15 protein-coding genes and 1 pseudogene are annotated in these 15,629 nt (G+C 72.6%); 3 read left to right on the top strand and 13 right to left on the bottom strand.

All coding sequences use genetic code 11. The features are described 5' to 3' along the window. The first annotated feature begins 1 nt into the window (after nucleotide 1). Complete coding sequence (locus tag ACW0Q9_RS21165) at nucleotides 2-463, top strand: GNAT family N-acetyltransferase (protein ID WP_456183908.1); 462 nt, start codon at nucleotides 2-4, stop codon at nucleotides 461-463. Between the two features lie 28 nt (nucleotides 464-491). Here ACW0Q9_RS21165 and ACW0Q9_RS21160 read toward each other — a convergent pair whose 3' ends face one another. Beyond that, nucleotides 492-917, bottom strand: coding sequence for a YkvA family protein (locus ACW0Q9_RS21160; protein ID WP_456183906.1), 426 nt, complete (start codon nucleotides 915-917; stop codon nucleotides 492-494). Between the two features lie 159 nt (nucleotides 918-1,076). On the opposite strand from ACW0Q9_RS21160, the gene ACW0Q9_RS21155 reads away from it, so the two are divergent. Beyond that, nucleotides 1,077-1,556 (top strand): DnaJ family domain-containing protein, encoded by a 480-nt coding sequence (locus ACW0Q9_RS21155; RefSeq protein WP_456183904.1) that lies wholly within the window; start codon nucleotides 1,077-1,079, stop codon nucleotides 1,554-1,556. 190 nt (nucleotides 1,557-1,746) lie between these two features. Here ACW0Q9_RS21155 and ACW0Q9_RS21150 read toward each other — a convergent pair whose 3' ends face one another. Continuing rightward, on the bottom strand, nucleotides 1,747-2,196 hold the full coding sequence (locus ACW0Q9_RS21150) for a MarR family winged helix-turn-helix transcriptional regulator (protein ID WP_456183902.1): 450 nt from the start codon (nucleotides 2,194-2,196) through the stop codon (nucleotides 1,747-1,749). Nucleotides 2,197-2,308: 112 nt separating this feature from the next. On the opposite strand from ACW0Q9_RS21150, the gene ACW0Q9_RS21145 reads away from it, so the two are divergent. After that, nucleotides 2,309-3,394, top strand: coding sequence for an epoxide hydrolase family protein (locus ACW0Q9_RS21145; RefSeq protein ID WP_456183900.1), 1,086 nt, complete (start codon nucleotides 2,309-2,311; stop codon nucleotides 3,392-3,394). A 20-nt stretch (nucleotides 3,395-3,414) separates the two neighbouring features. Here the strand turns inward: ACW0Q9_RS21145 and ACW0Q9_RS21140 are convergent, their stop codons facing one another. The 11 genes and pseudogenes from ACW0Q9_RS21140 to ACW0Q9_RS21090 all read right to left on the bottom strand — a co-directional run. After that, a complete protein-coding gene (locus ACW0Q9_RS21140) occupies nucleotides 3,415-4,152 on the bottom strand; it encodes a DUF6069 family protein (protein ID WP_456183898.1) in 738 nt (245 codons plus the stop codon). A gap of 4 nt (nucleotides 4,153-4,156) precedes the next feature. Further along, nucleotides 4,157-5,155, bottom strand: a complete 999-nt coding sequence (locus ACW0Q9_RS21135) for an RNA polymerase subunit sigma-70 (RefSeq protein WP_456183896.1) — start codon at nucleotides 5,153-5,155, stop codon at nucleotides 4,157-4,159. 152 nt (nucleotides 5,156-5,307) lie between these two features. After that, nucleotides 5,308-6,729 carry a rifampin monooxygenase gene (gene rox / locus ACW0Q9_RS21130; RefSeq protein ID WP_456183910.1) on the bottom strand — a complete coding sequence of 474 codons (1,422 nt, stop codon included), beginning with the start codon at nucleotides 6,727-6,729 and terminating at the stop codon, nucleotides 5,308-5,310. 397 nt (nucleotides 6,730-7,126) lie between these two features. After that, nucleotides 7,127-7,612 (bottom strand): DUF1062 domain-containing protein, encoded by a 486-nt coding sequence (locus ACW0Q9_RS21125; RefSeq protein WP_456183894.1) that lies wholly within the window; start codon nucleotides 7,610-7,612, stop codon nucleotides 7,127-7,129. 368 nt (nucleotides 7,613-7,980) lie between these two features. Next, complete coding sequence (locus ACW0Q9_RS21120) at nucleotides 7,981-8,409, bottom strand: protein-tyrosine phosphatase family protein (protein ID WP_456183892.1); 429 nt, start codon at nucleotides 8,407-8,409, stop codon at nucleotides 7,981-7,983. A gap of 49 nt (nucleotides 8,410-8,458) precedes the next feature. Continuing rightward, nucleotides 8,459-9,103, bottom strand: a complete 645-nt coding sequence (locus ACW0Q9_RS21115) for a response regulator (RefSeq protein WP_456183890.1) — start codon at nucleotides 9,101-9,103, stop codon at nucleotides 8,459-8,461. Continuing rightward, a complete protein-coding gene (locus ACW0Q9_RS21110) occupies nucleotides 9,094-10,269 on the bottom strand; it encodes a sensor histidine kinase (protein ID WP_456183888.1) in 1,176 nt (391 codons plus the stop codon). The genes ACW0Q9_RS21115 and ACW0Q9_RS21110 overlap by 10 nt, the downstream gene beginning before the upstream one ends. A gap of 109 nt (nucleotides 10,270-10,378) precedes the next feature. After that, nucleotides 10,379-11,059 carry a DedA family protein gene (locus ACW0Q9_RS21105; RefSeq protein WP_456183886.1) on the bottom strand — a complete coding sequence of 227 codons (681 nt, stop codon included), beginning with the start codon at nucleotides 11,057-11,059 and terminating at the stop codon, nucleotides 10,379-10,381. 113 nt (nucleotides 11,060-11,172) lie between these two features. Beyond that, nucleotides 11,173-11,658: a hypothetical protein gene (locus ACW0Q9_RS21100; protein ID WP_456183884.1), complete on the bottom strand. Its 486-nt coding sequence runs from the start codon at nucleotides 11,656-11,658 to the stop codon at nucleotides 11,173-11,175. Between the two features lie 286 nt (nucleotides 11,659-11,944). After that, nucleotides 11,945-15,172 (bottom strand): glycosyltransferase, encoded by a 3,228-nt coding sequence (locus ACW0Q9_RS21095; protein ID WP_456183882.1) that lies wholly within the window; start codon nucleotides 15,170-15,172, stop codon nucleotides 11,945-11,947. Then, nucleotides 15,169-15,629: pseudogene (locus ACW0Q9_RS21090) on the bottom strand (hypothetical protein); the annotation flags it as partial. The gene ACW0Q9_RS21095 and the pseudogene ACW0Q9_RS21090, both read right to left, overlap by 4 nt.

The raw sequence follows: 15,629 nt of genomic DNA, 5'->3' as shown, positions 1-15,629 counted from the left end.
GCTGGCCGCGTACCGGGACCCGGTCCTGCGCTCCTGGACCCGGCTGCCGGTGACCACCCGGGCCGAGGCGCGGGCCTTCCTGCGCCGCAGCCGGCAGGGCTGGGCGGCCGACCGCCGGTTCAGCTTCGCGGTGCTGGAGCCCACGGACGAGGGGGAGCGGCTGGTGGCCAACGTGGTGCTCAAGGAGGTCACCCCCGGGCGGCCGGCCGCCGAGGTGGGCTACTGGACGGCCGCGCCGGCTCGGGGCCGCGGGGTCGCGCCGCGGGCCGTGGCGGCCGTCACCGGCTGGGCGTTCGCCCGGTTCGCCGCGGGTGGCCTGACCCGCCTGGAGCTGCTGCACCAGGTGGACAACCCGGCCTCCTGCCGGGTGGCGGAGAAGAGCGGATACGCCTTCGCGGAGGTGCTGCCGGCCCGGCCGCCGTTCCCGCGCGACGGTCACCGGCACGTCCGCCACCGGCCCTGATCCCCGCCGTCCGGAGCCGGCGGGGTGTTCAGCGCTCGGGCTCCTCGGTGTCCGGGTCGGCCGCCGGCGCCGGGCCGAGCAGGCGCAGCAGCAGCCGGGGCTCGCCCGGCCAGGCGTCGAGAAGCACCTGCCGGGGCACCTGCCGGCCGGCGTAGCGCAGCGCCAGCGCCACCACCACGATGTCGTCGAGCGGGCCGATGACCGGCAGGAACTCCGGGATCAGGTCGATCGGGCTGGCCAACCAGAGCCCGGCGAACACGATCGCGACCTTGGCCCGGCGCGGCACCCGGGGGTCGCGGCGCAGCCGGCGCACGGTGGTCAGGCAGTCCGGGATGAAGGCGGCGAGGTCGCGCAGGATGCCCGGCGGCAGCCGCCGGGCCAGCAGCACCAGCAGCGCCCAGCTGGCGAGCAGGCAGGCCACCGCGATCCCGAGGCCGATGAGCCAGTCGCGCACGCCGATGGTCCCTCCGCCCGGGGGTACGGGCCGCCCGCCGGCCCACCAGGAATGTACGCGGCGCCGCCGCGGAGCGCCGGGCGGGAACAGCTCGGGCCCGGCCGGCGCTGAACCAGGTCGGTGACCGGCGGATACGGTGGGTACGGGAGGTGACGGCGGGTGACGACAGGCTGGGAGGCCGCGGTCGAGGCGCAGATCCGCTCGGCCCAGGAGCGCGGCGAGTTCGACAACCTGCCCGGGGCCGGAAAGCCGATCCCCGGCCGGGACCTGCCCTACGACGAGGGCTGGTGGATCCGGAGCTTCCTGGAGCGCGAACAGCTCCCCGGCGACCTGCTCCTGCCGACGCCGCTGCAACTGCGCCGCCGGATCGAGAAACTCCCCGACGAGGTGCGCGACCTGCCCACCGAGGAGTCGGTGCGGGCGTACGTGGCCGCCCTGAACGCCGAGGTGGTGGCCTGGCTGCGCACCCCCACCGGCCCGCGTGTGGTGGTCCGCCCGGTCAACGCCGACGACGTGGTCCGCGACTGGCGGGCCGCCCGGAAGCGGGCCGCGGCCGAGCGGGCTGCCGTGACGGTGGACCCGCCGACCGTCCCGGCCCCGCCGCGCCGCCGCTCGTGGTGGCCCTGGCGGCGCCGCTGATCCGGCCGCCGTCGCGGGACCACCACCCCCGAGCCGGTGGTCCCCCGAACGGCGGCTGATCCGCGTCGGCGTCGGCTCCGCGTCGCCTCAGCGTCGAGCAGCGCGGCCCGGCGGCGCGCGGCGGGCAAGAGCCCCATCCGGCAGTGCACACCTGGGCCCGTCAGGCCCAGGACTCCTCGGGGGTGCCGGCTCACCGGTTGTGGTGGTCCAACAGCCGGGACAGCAGCTCGGTCAACCGCTGCCGCTCCTCCGGTGACAGCGGCGCCAGCAGTTCGTCCTGGCTCTCGGCCAGCTGCTGCTCCAGCCGGCGCAGCTGCCGCTCGCCCGCGGCCGTCAGCGAGATGATGTTGCGTCGCCGGTCGGCGGGATCCGGGGCGCGCTCGACCAGGTGGCGATCGGCGAGTTCGTTGATCGTCGCGACCATGTCGCTGACGTGGATACCGCTGCGGCGGCCCAGCGCCGCCTGGCTGGCCGGACCGAACTGCTCCAGCGTCGCCAGCAGGCGGTAGTGGTAGCCGCGGGCGCCGACGGACGAGAAACCCCCGGCCACGAGGCGGTGCGCGTGGTTGGCGGTCTGGGTGAGCAGCCAGCTGGGCAGGCTCTCCCACCTGGCGGGCGTCTTCTCGGCGGGGCTCTCCATGTGACGAGTCTAGCTAATCGTTGGGCGCACCAACGATTGTGGTATCGTTCGGGCACCAAACGTTGGTCGCCCTAACATTCGGGCGGCAAATGAATCCCGTGGAGTCGAGATCATGATCAAGCCGTTCCGCATCGACATCCCCCAGGCCGACCTCGACGACCTGACCGACCGGCTCGCCCGCACCCGTTGGCCCAACGAGGTCGCCGACGCCGGGTGGGACTACGGCTTCCCGCTGGCGCGCCTCAAGGAGCTGGCCGAATACTGGCGCACCGGCTACGACTGGCGCGAGCACGAGGCCAGGCTCAACGAGCTTCCGCACTTCACCACCGAGATCGACGGCCAGAACATCCACTTCGTCCACGTCCGGTCCGCGAAACCGGACGCGCTCGCGCTGATCCTCACCCACGGCTGGCCCGGTTCGTTCCTGGAGTTCCTCGACGTGATCGAGCCGCTGTCGCGCGACTTCCACCTGGTGATCCCGTCCATCCCGGGCTACGGCTTCTCCGGGCCGACGCACGAACGCGGCTGGGACATCGTCCGGATCGCCCGGGCCTGGGCGGAGCTGATGCGCCGGCTCGGCTACGAGCGCTACGGCGCGCAGGGCGGCGACTTCGGCTCGGGCATCTCCACGGCGCTCGGCGCGGTGGCGCCCGAGCAGGTCGTCGGGGTGCACGTCAACTACCTGCCGACCCGGCCGGTTCCCGACGCCGACATCGAGCTGTCCGAGACCGACGAGGCCCGGCTGGACAAGGTCCGTCAGCTGATGGCGAACCGTCCGCCGTACCAGGCGCTGCAGGCCGCCACGCCGCAGACGATCGGCTACGCGCTGACCGACTCGCCGGTCGGCCAGCTGGCCTGGATCGCCGAGCGCTTCGCGCAGTGGACCGACCCTCTCTCGCCGATCAGCGACGACCGGATGCTCACCGACATCTCGCTGTACTGGCTGACCGCCACCGCGGCCTCCTCGGCGCGGCTGCACCACGACGCCCCGCGGCGGACCGAGCCGTGCCCGGTGCCGCTCGGCGTGGCGGTCTTCGCGCACGACATCACGCAGTCGGTGCGACCGCTGGCCGAGCGGCTGTACGACATCAGGCACTGGTCGGAGTTCGACCGTGGGGGCCACTTCGCCGCGATGGAGGTGCCGGAGCTGCTAGCCGAGGACGTCCGGGAGTTCTTCCTCACCCGGACGAAGCACTGAGCCTTTCCAGCGGTTGATCGTCAATCGGTCCGGGTGCGCAGGCTCCGCGCCAGGGTGGGGATCATCACCGCCGCGGGGACGAGGTGCAGCCCGAGGAGGGCGGTGGTGGTGGCGGTGTCTGCCCCGGAGAGGAGGGGCGGGACCAACGAGATCGCGGTCAGCGCCACTGCCGTCCACGTGAATCGCTCGGCGGGGCGAGCGCTCCACCGAAGGAGAGCGACGGCAATGACGATGCCCACGACCGAGAAGAAGCCGGTCACCACGGCGAACCCGGACAACGGGATCGTCTCGCCACCATCGGGGATCTCGAAGTCGACGCCAACGGCCCGGGCGAGCGCAGCGGCGAGGGTGGTGGCCACCATCGCTGCGAGCGTGGCGATCAAGCCGGTGACGGCGAGCCCGCGGAGTCGGTGGGGGCCCGATGCCGGGCCTGCGACGACCCCGGTGTCATTCCTGATGTTCATGTCGTTCCTCCATGGTTCGGTAGCTGGGGTACGGGGTGTGTCGACTGGCATGTGACGGTCCTGGCCCCTGGGGGTGACGATGCGCACCCTGGCCGTGCGGCGGCCGGGGTTCCGCAGGGCGCGGACGCCGGTGCCGCGGAGCCAGAACCCGGCGTCGCGTCCGAGGACCGGCCCGGGCTCGCCGTCGCGCAGCTCCAGTTGCACCCGCCCGCGGGTGACGACGGCGAACGCGTCGCACCACTCCGCCGCGACCACCGCGACACGCGCCCCACCGCGCAGCGCGAGCGTCCACACCGGACTATTCCGTGCCGTCCGCCGGCAGGCGCTCCGGCAGCCCGAGCCGCGGGAACTGGTCGTCGTGGAAGATGATGATCTCGGTGATCGCCCCGCCGGTGATGCGCAGGACGTCGATCGTCAGCGGCAGGTACGCGCCCTCCCGCTCCCGCCAGTGGTAGAAGGCGACGGCGGGCTGCCGGTTCACGGAGGTGGGGACGGCGCGCAGACCCGTCATGCCCTCGAAGCCGTCGTCGACCCAGTTGTTCACCACCGCGTCGCGGCCGACGTACAGGCCCGGCGTGGGCGGCATCGAGCAGCGGACGTCGTCGCGCAGCATGGCAGCGAGCACGTCGATGTCCGTGGCCACGCTCGCGTCGGTGAAGCGGCGTACCAGCTCGCGGGTCCCGGCGTCCTCCGCGCCGCCGGTCCAGTCCTGCCGCTCGGCGGGCAGGTGCTCCCGCATGCCGGCGCGGGCCCGCTGCAGGGCGCTGTTCACGGAGTTGACGGAGTCCCCGAGGAGCTCCGCGACGTCCTTCGCCGGCCAGCCGAGCACGTCCCGCAGGATCAGCACGGCCCGCGGGCGTGGCGCGAGGTGCTGGACCGCGACCAGGTACGCCAGCTCGATCGTCTCCCGCGCGACGGCGACGGTCTCCGGCTCGTCCGCGTCGGCCGCGGGCAGTTCGTCGAGCAGCCGGTCCGGGTAGGGCTGAAGCCACCGCACCTCGCCGCCGGTCGCAGGCTCCGGTCGGCACTTGGCGAGCAGGTCCAGGCAGGCGTTGGTGGCGATCCGGTACAGCCAGGCCCGGAACGTCGACCGCCCCTCGAAGGTCTCCCGCCGCCGCCAGGCACGGAGGAACGTCTCCTGCACGGTGTCCTCGGCGTCCTCGAACGACCCGAGCATCCGGTAGCAGTGCACGTGCAGCTCCCGCCGGTGCCGCTCCGCCAGCCCCGAGAACGTCGGCTCGTCGACCTCGCCCAGCCCGCTCACGCCCAGCTCCTTCAGCCGCGTGTCCGCACTCATCACGTCATCCTTCCGCCTCGTCGTGTCCCGTCCTAGGTGTGACGGGTGCGGGCGCGACAACTCATCACCAGGGTCGGTCGGCGCCGGCATACCGCCCGCCGGCCTGGCGGAAGTGGCCATGCCGGCGGGCGGTGGATCCGGCGAGAACGCCGTCAGTTGGGCTTGCCGAACCAGCGGGAGAGGTGCACGTCCAGGTCCTGCTGATCGTCGCCGATCCAGGCGACGTGGCCGTCGGGGCGTAGCAGGAGGCACGGAACATCCAGTCCCGCGGTGGGATCCCCGAGGTAATCGACCCGGTCCGACCAGCCGCCGACGGTCAGGCGTTCGGTGCGGTCCAGCAGCAGGCCCCGGCCGCGATACAGCAGACCGTAGAGGTTGCCCTGTTTCACGTCGATGTCGCGCAGGCGCCGGCCGAGCAGGTCGGGGCCCGCGCCGAAGTCGTAGCGGACGCCGAGCGCGGTGATCTTCTCGATCAGATGGCGGTTCACCTCGTCGAAGTCCATCAGTTCGGTGAGCAGCCTGCGCACGGCCTGCGGGCCCGGTCCGGTGGACAGCAGTTCCATCTGGGCGCGGGTGTTGTCCAGCACGTCCTCGGCGACCGGATGACGTTCGGCCTGGTAGGTGTCCAGCAGCGTTTCCGGGGCCCAGCCGCGGATCTGCGCGGCCAGTTTCCAGCCGAGGTTGAACGCGTCCTGAACGCCCAGGTTGAGGCCCTGTCCGCCGATGGGTGGGTGGATGTGTGCCGCGTCGCCGGCCAGCAGCACCCGCCCGACCCGATAGCGTTCGGCCAGCCGTGTGGCATCGCCGAAGCGGGACAACCAGCGCGGGGAGTGCACGCCGAAATCGGTGCCGGCGATGGTGCGCAGCTGTTGCTTGAAGTCCTCGAGAGTGGGCGGTTCCGCGCGGTCGCTGACTCCATCGGCGGGGATTACGACGCGATAGACCCGCTCACCGAAGGGTCCGAGGCTGAATCGCTTGTCGGTCTCGCGGATCTCGGCCACCTTGGCGGCGATCTCCTCCCGCGGCACGCCCACTTCCATCTCGCCCATCAGCGTCTCGGTCCGCGAGGGCTCGCCGGGGAAGCCGACGCCGAGCAGTTTGCGCACCGTGCTGCGCCCGCCGTCGCAGCCGACGAGATAGCGCGACCGCAGGCGTTCTCCGTCGGCCAGCTCGACGGTCACACCGTCGTCGTCCTGCGCGAAACCGGCCACCCCACAACCGTGCCGGACCTGCGCACCCAGTGCGGTCGCATGTTCTTCGAGCAGGTGGACGATGACCGGCTGCGGGATCCCCAGCAGGTAGGCGTACGGGGAATCCAGGCCCGCGGGCGCGGGTTTGTCGATGGCGGCGAAGAAGCCGGCGGCCGGACGCCGTCTTCCGTGTTCGAGAATGCGCTCCAGGAGCCCGCGCATCGCCATCAGCTCGATAGTGCGGATGTGCAGCCCGACGATGCGGACGAACGACGCGGGCTCGGTGTCCTTCTCCAGGACGAGTACCCGCACATCGTGCAGCCGCAGCTCGGCGGCCAGCATCGCACCGGTCGGCCCGCACCCGGCAATGATCACGTCGTACATGAGGGGCGCGCCGGTCGACGACGGCTCGGCGGTGAAGTGCAGAGGGTGCATAGGTGTTGCCTTTCGGGAGTGCCTTGTCGGCGCGGCGCTCCCGGCGACACCTACGTCAATCGCCCGGCCGTGACGGGAGGGGGAGCACCCACATCGATGCATCGTTCATGGGTCTCACCTCCTCGGGCGGTGTCACGGGCAGCTGCAAGTTACAAGCCTGGGCGTCACCCCGTCCAGTCCTTTCCTCGTCACCACGGCCCGTATTAACGGATTACCGGTTACGTCAATCCAATAAACGGTGCGGACAAAGGGCACGAAACCGACTACACCATAATGACGCTTTTGGTGTAACCGGGCTTCCGTGTGGCCGGGCGGGTCAAGGCAGGCCCGCCCGGCCACGCCCGCGCTAGTCCTCGGCCATCACGGTGAAGGCGAATCCGGCGCTCGTCGGACGACGCAGGGAAATGCCGCACTTGATCCGGCGCAGCACCTCGGGCCTGCTGAGGCCGAGCCCCTGCGCGATGAGCCGGTCCGGGCGCACCGGTACCGGGTCCTCGAAGGCGACCTCCACCCGGACCGGCCACGCCCCGTCGAGGCATGCCGACGGGGTGTCCAGCCGCCAGGCCCCCGTCCAGTCGAGAGTGAAGTGGCCGCGCCGGGCGAGCAACGGATCCAGCAACGTGGACGCCACCAGTTCCGGATCGTTGACGCCGTAGCCGTGCAACTCGACCGGATCGAGGGAGCTGACCGGCGCTCGCTCGTGCACGGTGAGCTTGCTCGTCCGGTCGCAGGACACGCAGCGGACCAGCAGCCACACGTCCAGCAGCTTGCGGTTGGCATTGACGCGGAACCTGCCCTCGCCGGTGGTGGCCGACTCCGACCGGCAGTCCACGCACCGCAACGACAGGAGAGGCAGCCTGGTCCGACGAACGACCCAGGGCAGCACGATATGAGGTTGTGAAGACATGAGCTCTCTCTGAAGACCTGACACGAGGCCGGTCACGCGGCCTCGAAACGCTGTATGACCGGACGCGCCTGGGCAGCCCGGCGTAGCCGACGGGAACGTCGGCTACGGGTGAGCGGAAGAAGGTGTCAGGTCTAAAGAGCAGGCGGGGTCACGCGGTTGTGTCCTCTGTCCTCACAGGGATGGGGGCTGCGGGCAACCTACGGGACCGCGGAAGGACGGCTCAAACGATTTTCGACCACACATCGCCCTGGCCGACGTCGACGGCGGTGGCACCGAGAGCCGTCAGGCCCCGGCTAGCGGAACCGGGCGACGAAACGGCGTTGCCAGGGGGTCTCGACGGCGTGCGGGGCGTAGTGCTGCCGGACATAGGCGACCGCCTGGTCGTTGGGCACCCCGTCGATGACCGCGAGGCAGGCCAGGGCGGTGCCGGTGCGCCCCTTTCCACCGCCGCAGGCGATCTCGACGCGTTCGTTCTCGGCGCGAACCCATGCCTCGCGCAACGCGGCGGCGGTCGCCGCACGGTCGGACGGCAGCCGGAAGTCGGGCCAGCGCAGCCAGCGGTGCTCCCACGCCACCGGGGCCGGCGGGCGGCCGAGGAGGTAGAGCGCGAAGGTGGGCGGCACGCCCGGCGGGAGCGGGCGGCTGAGTGCCCGGCCGCGGACAAGGCGGCCGGAGGGCAGTCGGAGCACGCCTGTCGCTGTGGGGTCCCATGAGGTGGTCATTCCTGGTCCGGGCGGGTGTGCCCATCCTCCTTCCGAGGCGGTGGGTGCGCTAGGAGCCGAGGTATCGCAGGATCGCCAGGACCCGGCGGCTGTAGCCGGTGGCATGGCCGAGGTCGAGCTTGTCGAAGATGGTGTTGACGTGCTTCTCGACCGCGCTCTGTGACACGTGCAGGCGCTCGGCGACGGCGGCGTTGGTGTGCCCCTGAGCCATGTGGTGCAGCACGTCGCGTTCCCGCGGAGTGAGGCGGTTGAGCGGATCGGTGTGGCTGGTGGCGGACATGAGCTGCCGGACGACCTCGGGGTCGAGCGCCGTGGAGCCGACGGCGACGCGGTCGAGCGCGTCGAGGAAGTCCTCGACCTGGGCGACCCGGTCCTTCAGGACGTAACCGACACCTTCCGACCGGTCGGCGAGGAGCTTCGCGGCGTACCGCTTCTCGACGTACTGGGAGAGGACCAGCACGGCGATGTCGGGCCAGCGGCGGCGGATCTCCAGCGCGGCCCGTAGCCCGTCGTCGGTGTTGGTGGGCGGCATGCGGACGTCGGTGACGACGACGTCGGGGCGGTGCCGCTCGACGGCGGTGACGAGCTGCTCGGCGTCCGCGGCGGCGGCGACCACCTCGTGTCCCTCGTCGGCCAGGAGGCGGACCAGCCCCTCGCGGAGCAGGGTGGAGTCTTCGGCGAGGACTATGCGCACGGCAGCACCGCCCGGATCGTCGTCGGGCCGCCGGGTGGGCTGTGCAGGTCGAACTGTCCGTCCAGCGCGGTGACCCGGCGGGCGAGACCCTGCAGGCCGCTGCCCTGCGGGTCGGCGCCGCCGACGCCGTCGTCGCGTACGCGCATCTCGATCCCCGCGTCCCGCGTCTCGATCTCGATCGTGACCTGGGTGGCTCGGGCGTGTTTGGCGGTGTTGGTGATCGCTTCGCAGGCGACGAAGTAGAGCACGGTTTCGATCGGTCGGGCCGGCCGGACCGGTACGTCGTAGCTGATTCTGACCGGAATGGGCGACGGTCGCGCCACCATGCTCAGCACCTCGTCCAGGGTGGTGTGGTCGAGTGCCGAGGGATACACCCGCCAGGCCACGTCCCGCAGTTCGTCGACGGCACGTTGGGCGTCCTCGTGGGCCTGCGCGAGGAGTTCCCGCGTCCTGTCGGGGTCGCGGCTGCGTCGCGCCCGGCCGAGCACCAAACCGAGCGCGACGAGGTGTTGCTGCAGCCCGTCGTGGAGGTCGCGTTCGATGCGCTGGCGTTCGGCGTCGACCGCGGCGAGGACGCCGGCCCGGCTCACGGTCAGTTCGCTGATCCGCCGGTGCAGCGCCCCGCGGCTGTGGATGTCGAGCAGGCTGCGGGCCAGCCACCGGTCCAGCGTGGCCACGCTGGCCATCGCCTGCAGGTTCACCAGCAGCAGGGCCGCCCCGATGAGCCCCTGCAGCAGGAAGCCGGCCACCGTCATGGTGCCCGCGACGAGGGAGCGCACCACGATGGCGGCGAGCGCGGCGCCGACCACGAGCAGGCCGGCGGTGAGCAGGCCGAGCGCCGCCGGTAGGAGGCGGGCGGCGAGGTAGCCGAGCAGCCGCGCTCCGCTCGCCCGGACCGGAGGCGGGGATGGTTCCGAGGCGATGACCCGCAGGCGGCGCCGCTCCCACTCGGTGATGCGGCGGGCGTACCGGACGATGGCGGTGCCGGTGCGGCGGCGGGCCGCCGGCGCCGGCGAGACCACGACCACGACGAGCCCGGCGAGGAGCAGGAAGAGCAACTCGGCCCCGGCGGTGAGGATGCCGACCGCCACGCCCGCGACCGGCCGCCCCCACCGGGTCGCACCGCCGATCCACGACTGCTGAGCACGCACCGCACGTTCTGACACCGGGCCGTCCCTCCACAGCTCATGACGTCTCGGATCCGGGTCGTCCCGGGATGTGGGCGGCCGGTCACGAGCACCGCGTGCCTGGCCGCCCACCCAACCTAGCTACCGCTCACCGGTAACCATGGCGGCGCATCGTGATCAGGCGGGAGACGACGAAGCACCCGACGGCGAGCGCACAACCGAGGATGACGATCTTCTGGAACGTCCCGACGTAGGCCTCGACGGCCTGCCAGTTCTCCCCGAGCAGGTAGCCGGCCATCACGAACCCGGTGTTCCAGATGAGACTGCCCAGGGTGGTGTAGAGCAGGAACGTGGCGAGAGGCATTCGTTCGACACCGGCCGGAATGGAGATGAGGCTACGGAAGATCGGGATCATCCGCCCGAAGAAGACCGTCTTCCCGCCGTGGCGGGCGAACCACGCCTCCGTCCGGTCGATGTCGCTCAGCTTCACCAGCGGCAGCCGCGCCGCGACCGCGCGGACCCGGTCCCGCCCGAGCGCGACGCCGACGTAGTAGAGCGCCACCGCGCCCACCACCGAACCGATCGTGGTCCAGGCGATGGCGGCGAACAGGCTCATCCTGCCCTGGCCGGCGGTGAATCCCGCCAGCGGCAGGATCACCTCACTCGGGATCGGCGGGAACAGATTCTCCAACGCGACCGCCAGACCGGCGCCGGGGGCGCCGAGCCGTTCCATCAGGTCGGTCACCAACCCGACCAGGCCGCCGGACGGCGGATCGGACTCCTGGGCCAACAGGCCGGCCTGCGTCGACGCATACCCACAACGGATCATGCCGACGACGCTATGAACTCACCGTGGCCCTGACCATGAGGTCGACCGCCGACCTCAGCGGGCCGACCCCACCGCCCGGGTGCGGAAAACCGCACCCCCGCACAGCCGCCGGTTCACTGGCCCAGGCGGCAGTGCGGGAGTGAGTTCGACGGCGCCCGGCGAACCCAGGCGTCGTTGTCCGCGAGCGCGACGTCGAGGAACGCGCCGACGCCGACCTGGGTGGCCTCGGCGAGCCGGGCGACGAGCAGCAGTCTGCGCCGTAGCGCCTCCGGCTCGCCGGCCTCGGGTTCCGCGGACCGTCGGCTGCCGGGGTGCAGCGACGCCCGGCGCCGCCGCTCCGCCGGCGGGGTGTGGTCCCCGTCGTCGAGTTGCGCGGCCAGCAGCGGCCAGACGTCCTGGCCGTCGGGGTCGAGTTCCTCGATGAGCAGCCCGGCGGTGTCCCCGAGGACGCGGTACGCCCACGGGTGGGGCAGCCGCGACAGCCGCTCGACCGCGGCGTCGACACCGGCCAGGTTCGACTCGTCGGCCGCCCGCACCCCGGCCACCACCGCGTTCCACAGTTCCTGTTCCGCCGGGGTCGGCGGGTGCCACATCGCCATCTGCGCTCCGCTTCTGACCTGCGAGGGGCCAGGCGTCGAATGTTCGGGGCGGCCACACCGGCCGCCCGGGTCTGGGGTGGCCGGCACGGGCCCGTAGGAGGGCGAGACCCGTGCCGGCCGCGGTGATCACCCCAATCACCGCCTTCGCGCCACCGCGGGCGGCCGGCCCGCGGCGACGTCGTCTCCGTCGGGCGAGCGGACCCGGCCCGGTACGCCCGCCAACGTGAGTCAAGTATGCGACATTTTTAACCGCTTATGACGATTCGAATGTGCGTGTCGCATGCGTTCACGTCCTCACCGGGATTGATTCGGGCTCCACCGTGGCGGGACGCGCCACGGGTGGCGTCGCCGTGTGCCCTCCGGTCACGGGCTGGCCTCCGGGCAGCAGCCGGGGTGGCCGCCGGGCGCTGAGATCCTCGACCCAGCCGAGGGCGAGCACCAGGCCGGTGAGCAGCACCAGGGCCACCGCCAGATAGCCCACCTGGCCGAGCCGCCAGACGCCGAGCACGTCGCCCACGGCGAAACAGACCGCGATGGCGGCGTTGTGCCAGAGGTAGATGGTCAGCGCGCGGCTGTTCAGCGCGGTCACCAGGCGGTCGACGGGACGCACCCGGGACAGCCAGCCCATCGGCGGCGCGACACGCAGCAGCACCAGCACGAACCCGACCGACCAGAACGCCTGCGCCACCGGGATGTCGTTGAGGTCCCGGCCGGCCTCGGGATGGGTGGCCAGCCAGCCGACCGCTACACCCAGGCAGAGCACCGCCAGGCCCAGCAGCGTCGGCAGCGGGAGCCGCCGCAGCCGGCGGTCCTGGTGCGCGAAGCCCACCAGCCAGCAGGCGCCGAACGTCGCGAGGTCGGTCAGCACCGACTCCACCGGCCCGTCGAACCCGGGCGCCGCGGTCTGCAGCAGCACCACGCCGGCCAGCGGCACGAGCACCGACCACACCGGCCACCGCCGATACAGGGCCAGCATCGCGGGGGAGAGCAGCACCAGCCAGAGGTACGTCACCAGGTACCAGAGCACCCCGGTCACGTCCGACGCCCAGCCGCTGCCCGGCGGCTGGACCAGCGGCACCGCCCAGGTCAGCAGCGCCGGCCAGGCGGGCCGGTCGGACCAGCCGTGCCAGAGCATCAGCGGCACCACCACCAGGCCCAGGGCCCACAGCCCCGGCAGCAGGCGACGGAGTCGGCCGCTGACCGCTCGTTCCGGCGTGCGGTCCAGCGAGCGGGCCATCAGTGAGCCGCCGAGAGCGAACATCACCCCCATGGCGGGGAAGACGAAGCTCAGCCAGGCGGCGCCGAACATGTGATACGTGATGACCCGGGCCAGCGCGAGCGCCCGCAGGGTGTCGAACCAGCGGTCCCGACCCGGCCGCGCCCCGGCGCCCGGCGACACCGGTGGCTCCTCGACCGGCTCGCCGGCCCGCTTGACCCGGCGCCACCCCAGCCGGGCGCCGGTCAGCGCGGTGACCAGGGACCGGGCCAGCACCAGGTACATCAGCTGGCGGTAGGCGAACTGCTGGATCGGCAGGGTGAGCAGCGGGCGCAGCGGCTCCCGGTCGAGTTTGAACGCCACCGCCGCGGTGAGCAGTTGCACGGCGAGCATGACCAGCCAGGCCACGGCGGTCTTCGTGGTGTCGAGGAAGAACAGCCCGTAGACGGCGAGCACGTCCAGCACCGGCCCGAGCAGGGGCAGCAGCACGCCGAACAGGGCGAGCATGGGCAGGCCGAAGCGGCCGAACCGGGCTCCGGCGCCCCGGTCGCGGATCGCGCCCCGGTGCTTCCACATCGACTGGATGGTGCCGTAGCTCCAGCGGTAGCGCTGCCGCCACAGGTCGCCCACCGAGGCGGGCGCCTCCGTCCAGGCGCGGGCCCGGTCCTGGTACACCACGCGCCAGCCGGCGCGCAGGACGGCCATGGTCACGTCGGTGTCCTCGGCCAGGGTGTCGCCGCTCATCCCGCCGACCTCGGTCAGGGCGCGCCGCCGGAACGCCCCGATCGCGCCGGGCACGGTCGGGATGCAGCCCAGCTTCTCGTAGAAGCGGCGGTCCAGGCTGAAGCCGATGACGTACTCGATGTGCTGCCACTGGCCGAGCAGCCGGTGCCGATTGGCGACCTTGACGTTGCCGGCCACCGCGCCGATCCGCGGGTCGGTGAACGGTTCGACGAGCCGCCGGATCGCGTCCGGCTCGAAGACGGTGTCGGCGTCGACGGTGACGATGATGTCGTGCGAGGCGTACAGGAGTCCGGTGTTGAGGGCGCTCGCCTTGCCGGCGTTGGGCTTGCGGACCACCCGGACGCCGGGCAGGCCGAGCGAGTCGACGAGGTCGGCGGTGCCGTCGGTCGACCCGTCGTCGACCACGATCACCTCGATCTCGGGGTGGTCGTTGGCGACCAGCGACCGGACGGTGGCGACGATGCCGGCGCGCTCGTTGTAGGCGGGCACGATGACCGTGACCGGCGCGTTCGTCACACCCCAGGGCCAGCGCTGGGCCCGCCGGCGTCGGGCGAGTCGACGGGCCAGCAGGAGCAGCAGCAGCGTACGGGTCAGCATGAGCAGCCCGACCACCACGAAGACCAGGGCGAGGCCGCGCAGGATCCCGTCGGCCAGCCCGATGGCCCAGCAGACCGGGGCGGCCCGCCAGCGGTCCGCGGTCGACGCCGGGACGTTGTCGGCGAACGCCGCCGCCCCCGGTCGGGCCCGGTTCAGCCCGCCGCTGACCGTGGTGAAGGTGTAGCCGCGGGCGCGCATCAGCGGGATGAACCGCTCCAGGGCCGCGAGGGTCTGCGACCGCTCCCCGCCGGCGTCGTGCAGCAGCACCACGGCACCGGCATCGCCGAGCGGTGTCAGGTTCCGCACGATGGTGTCGACCCCGGGCCGCGCCCAGTCCTCGCCGTCGAGGTCGTTGACCACGGTCAGGTAGCCCTGCCCGGCGGCCTGCCGGATCACCGGCCAGTTGGCGTCGTCGACGGCGCTGGGCAGCGACGAGTACGGGAAGCGCAGCAGGCTCGTCCGGACTCCGGCGGCGTGCACGATCGCCATCTGGGTCTGTGCGTACTCCATCCGTTGCCGCCAGGCGGGCAGCAGGCTCACGTCGGGGTGGGTGAAGGTGTGCACGCCGAGTTCGTGGCCTTCGGCCACGGCGCGTCGGGCCAGGTCCGGGTGGCGGGCCACCTGCGACCCGATGACGAAGAAGGTGGCCGGGGCGTGGTGCCGGCGCAGGACGTCGAGGACCCGGGGGGTCCAGGTCGGGTCGGGCCCGTCGTCGAAGGTCAGCGCGATGGTCCGCGCCGGCAGCCGGTAGGTGCGGGGTTGGTCGCCCCGGGCGTCGAGCACCGGCCCGCCGCGCAGGATCTCCGTGGGCACGCTGGCCTGGTCCTCGGCCCCGCGGACGTGGTCGGGGCGGAAGCGGGCGTTCGCGTACGCCTCGACCAGCAGCACCGAGCCGACCACCAGGGCGAGGGACGCGACGACGAAGCGGCCGGCGGTGCGACGGTTCGGCAGGGTCATCCGGAGACCCCCGGACCGGGCAGGGGCAGGGTGGGCAGGGTGGGGCCGGGCTCGGTGGGTGCGGGCGGTGTCGGGGTGGCGGGCGGCGTCGGGTCGTCCGGCGACGGGGTCGGCGAGGTGGTCGGGTCCGGGCTGGCCGGCCGCTCGTCCGGGGGCGCCGCCACCCGGGTCGGTTCGGCCCGCCGGGGCGTCGCACGCACGTTGCCGGCCGGGCGTTGCGCGGCGGCCGGCGCCGGCGGCGCGTCCACGGTGCCGGTCGACTCCGGAGCCGGTCGCTGGCCCGTGGGTGTGGGCGACGGTGCGGGGACGGGTGGACGGGTGGCTCCGCGCGGGGCGCCGCCGACCGAGACCGGGCCGGGCAGCATCGGCGTCGCGGGGCCGGGGAGCAGGCCGGCCGCGGCCATCGGCAGGTAGCTCAGCGAGGCCACCGCGACGAGGACTCCCGCGCGCCGGATCC

This window comes from Micromonospora sp. I033 (assembly GCF_053890995.1).
The sequence above is the reverse complement of the archived record's forward strand: the minus strand, read 5'-3'. Positions and strand labels throughout refer to the sequence as shown.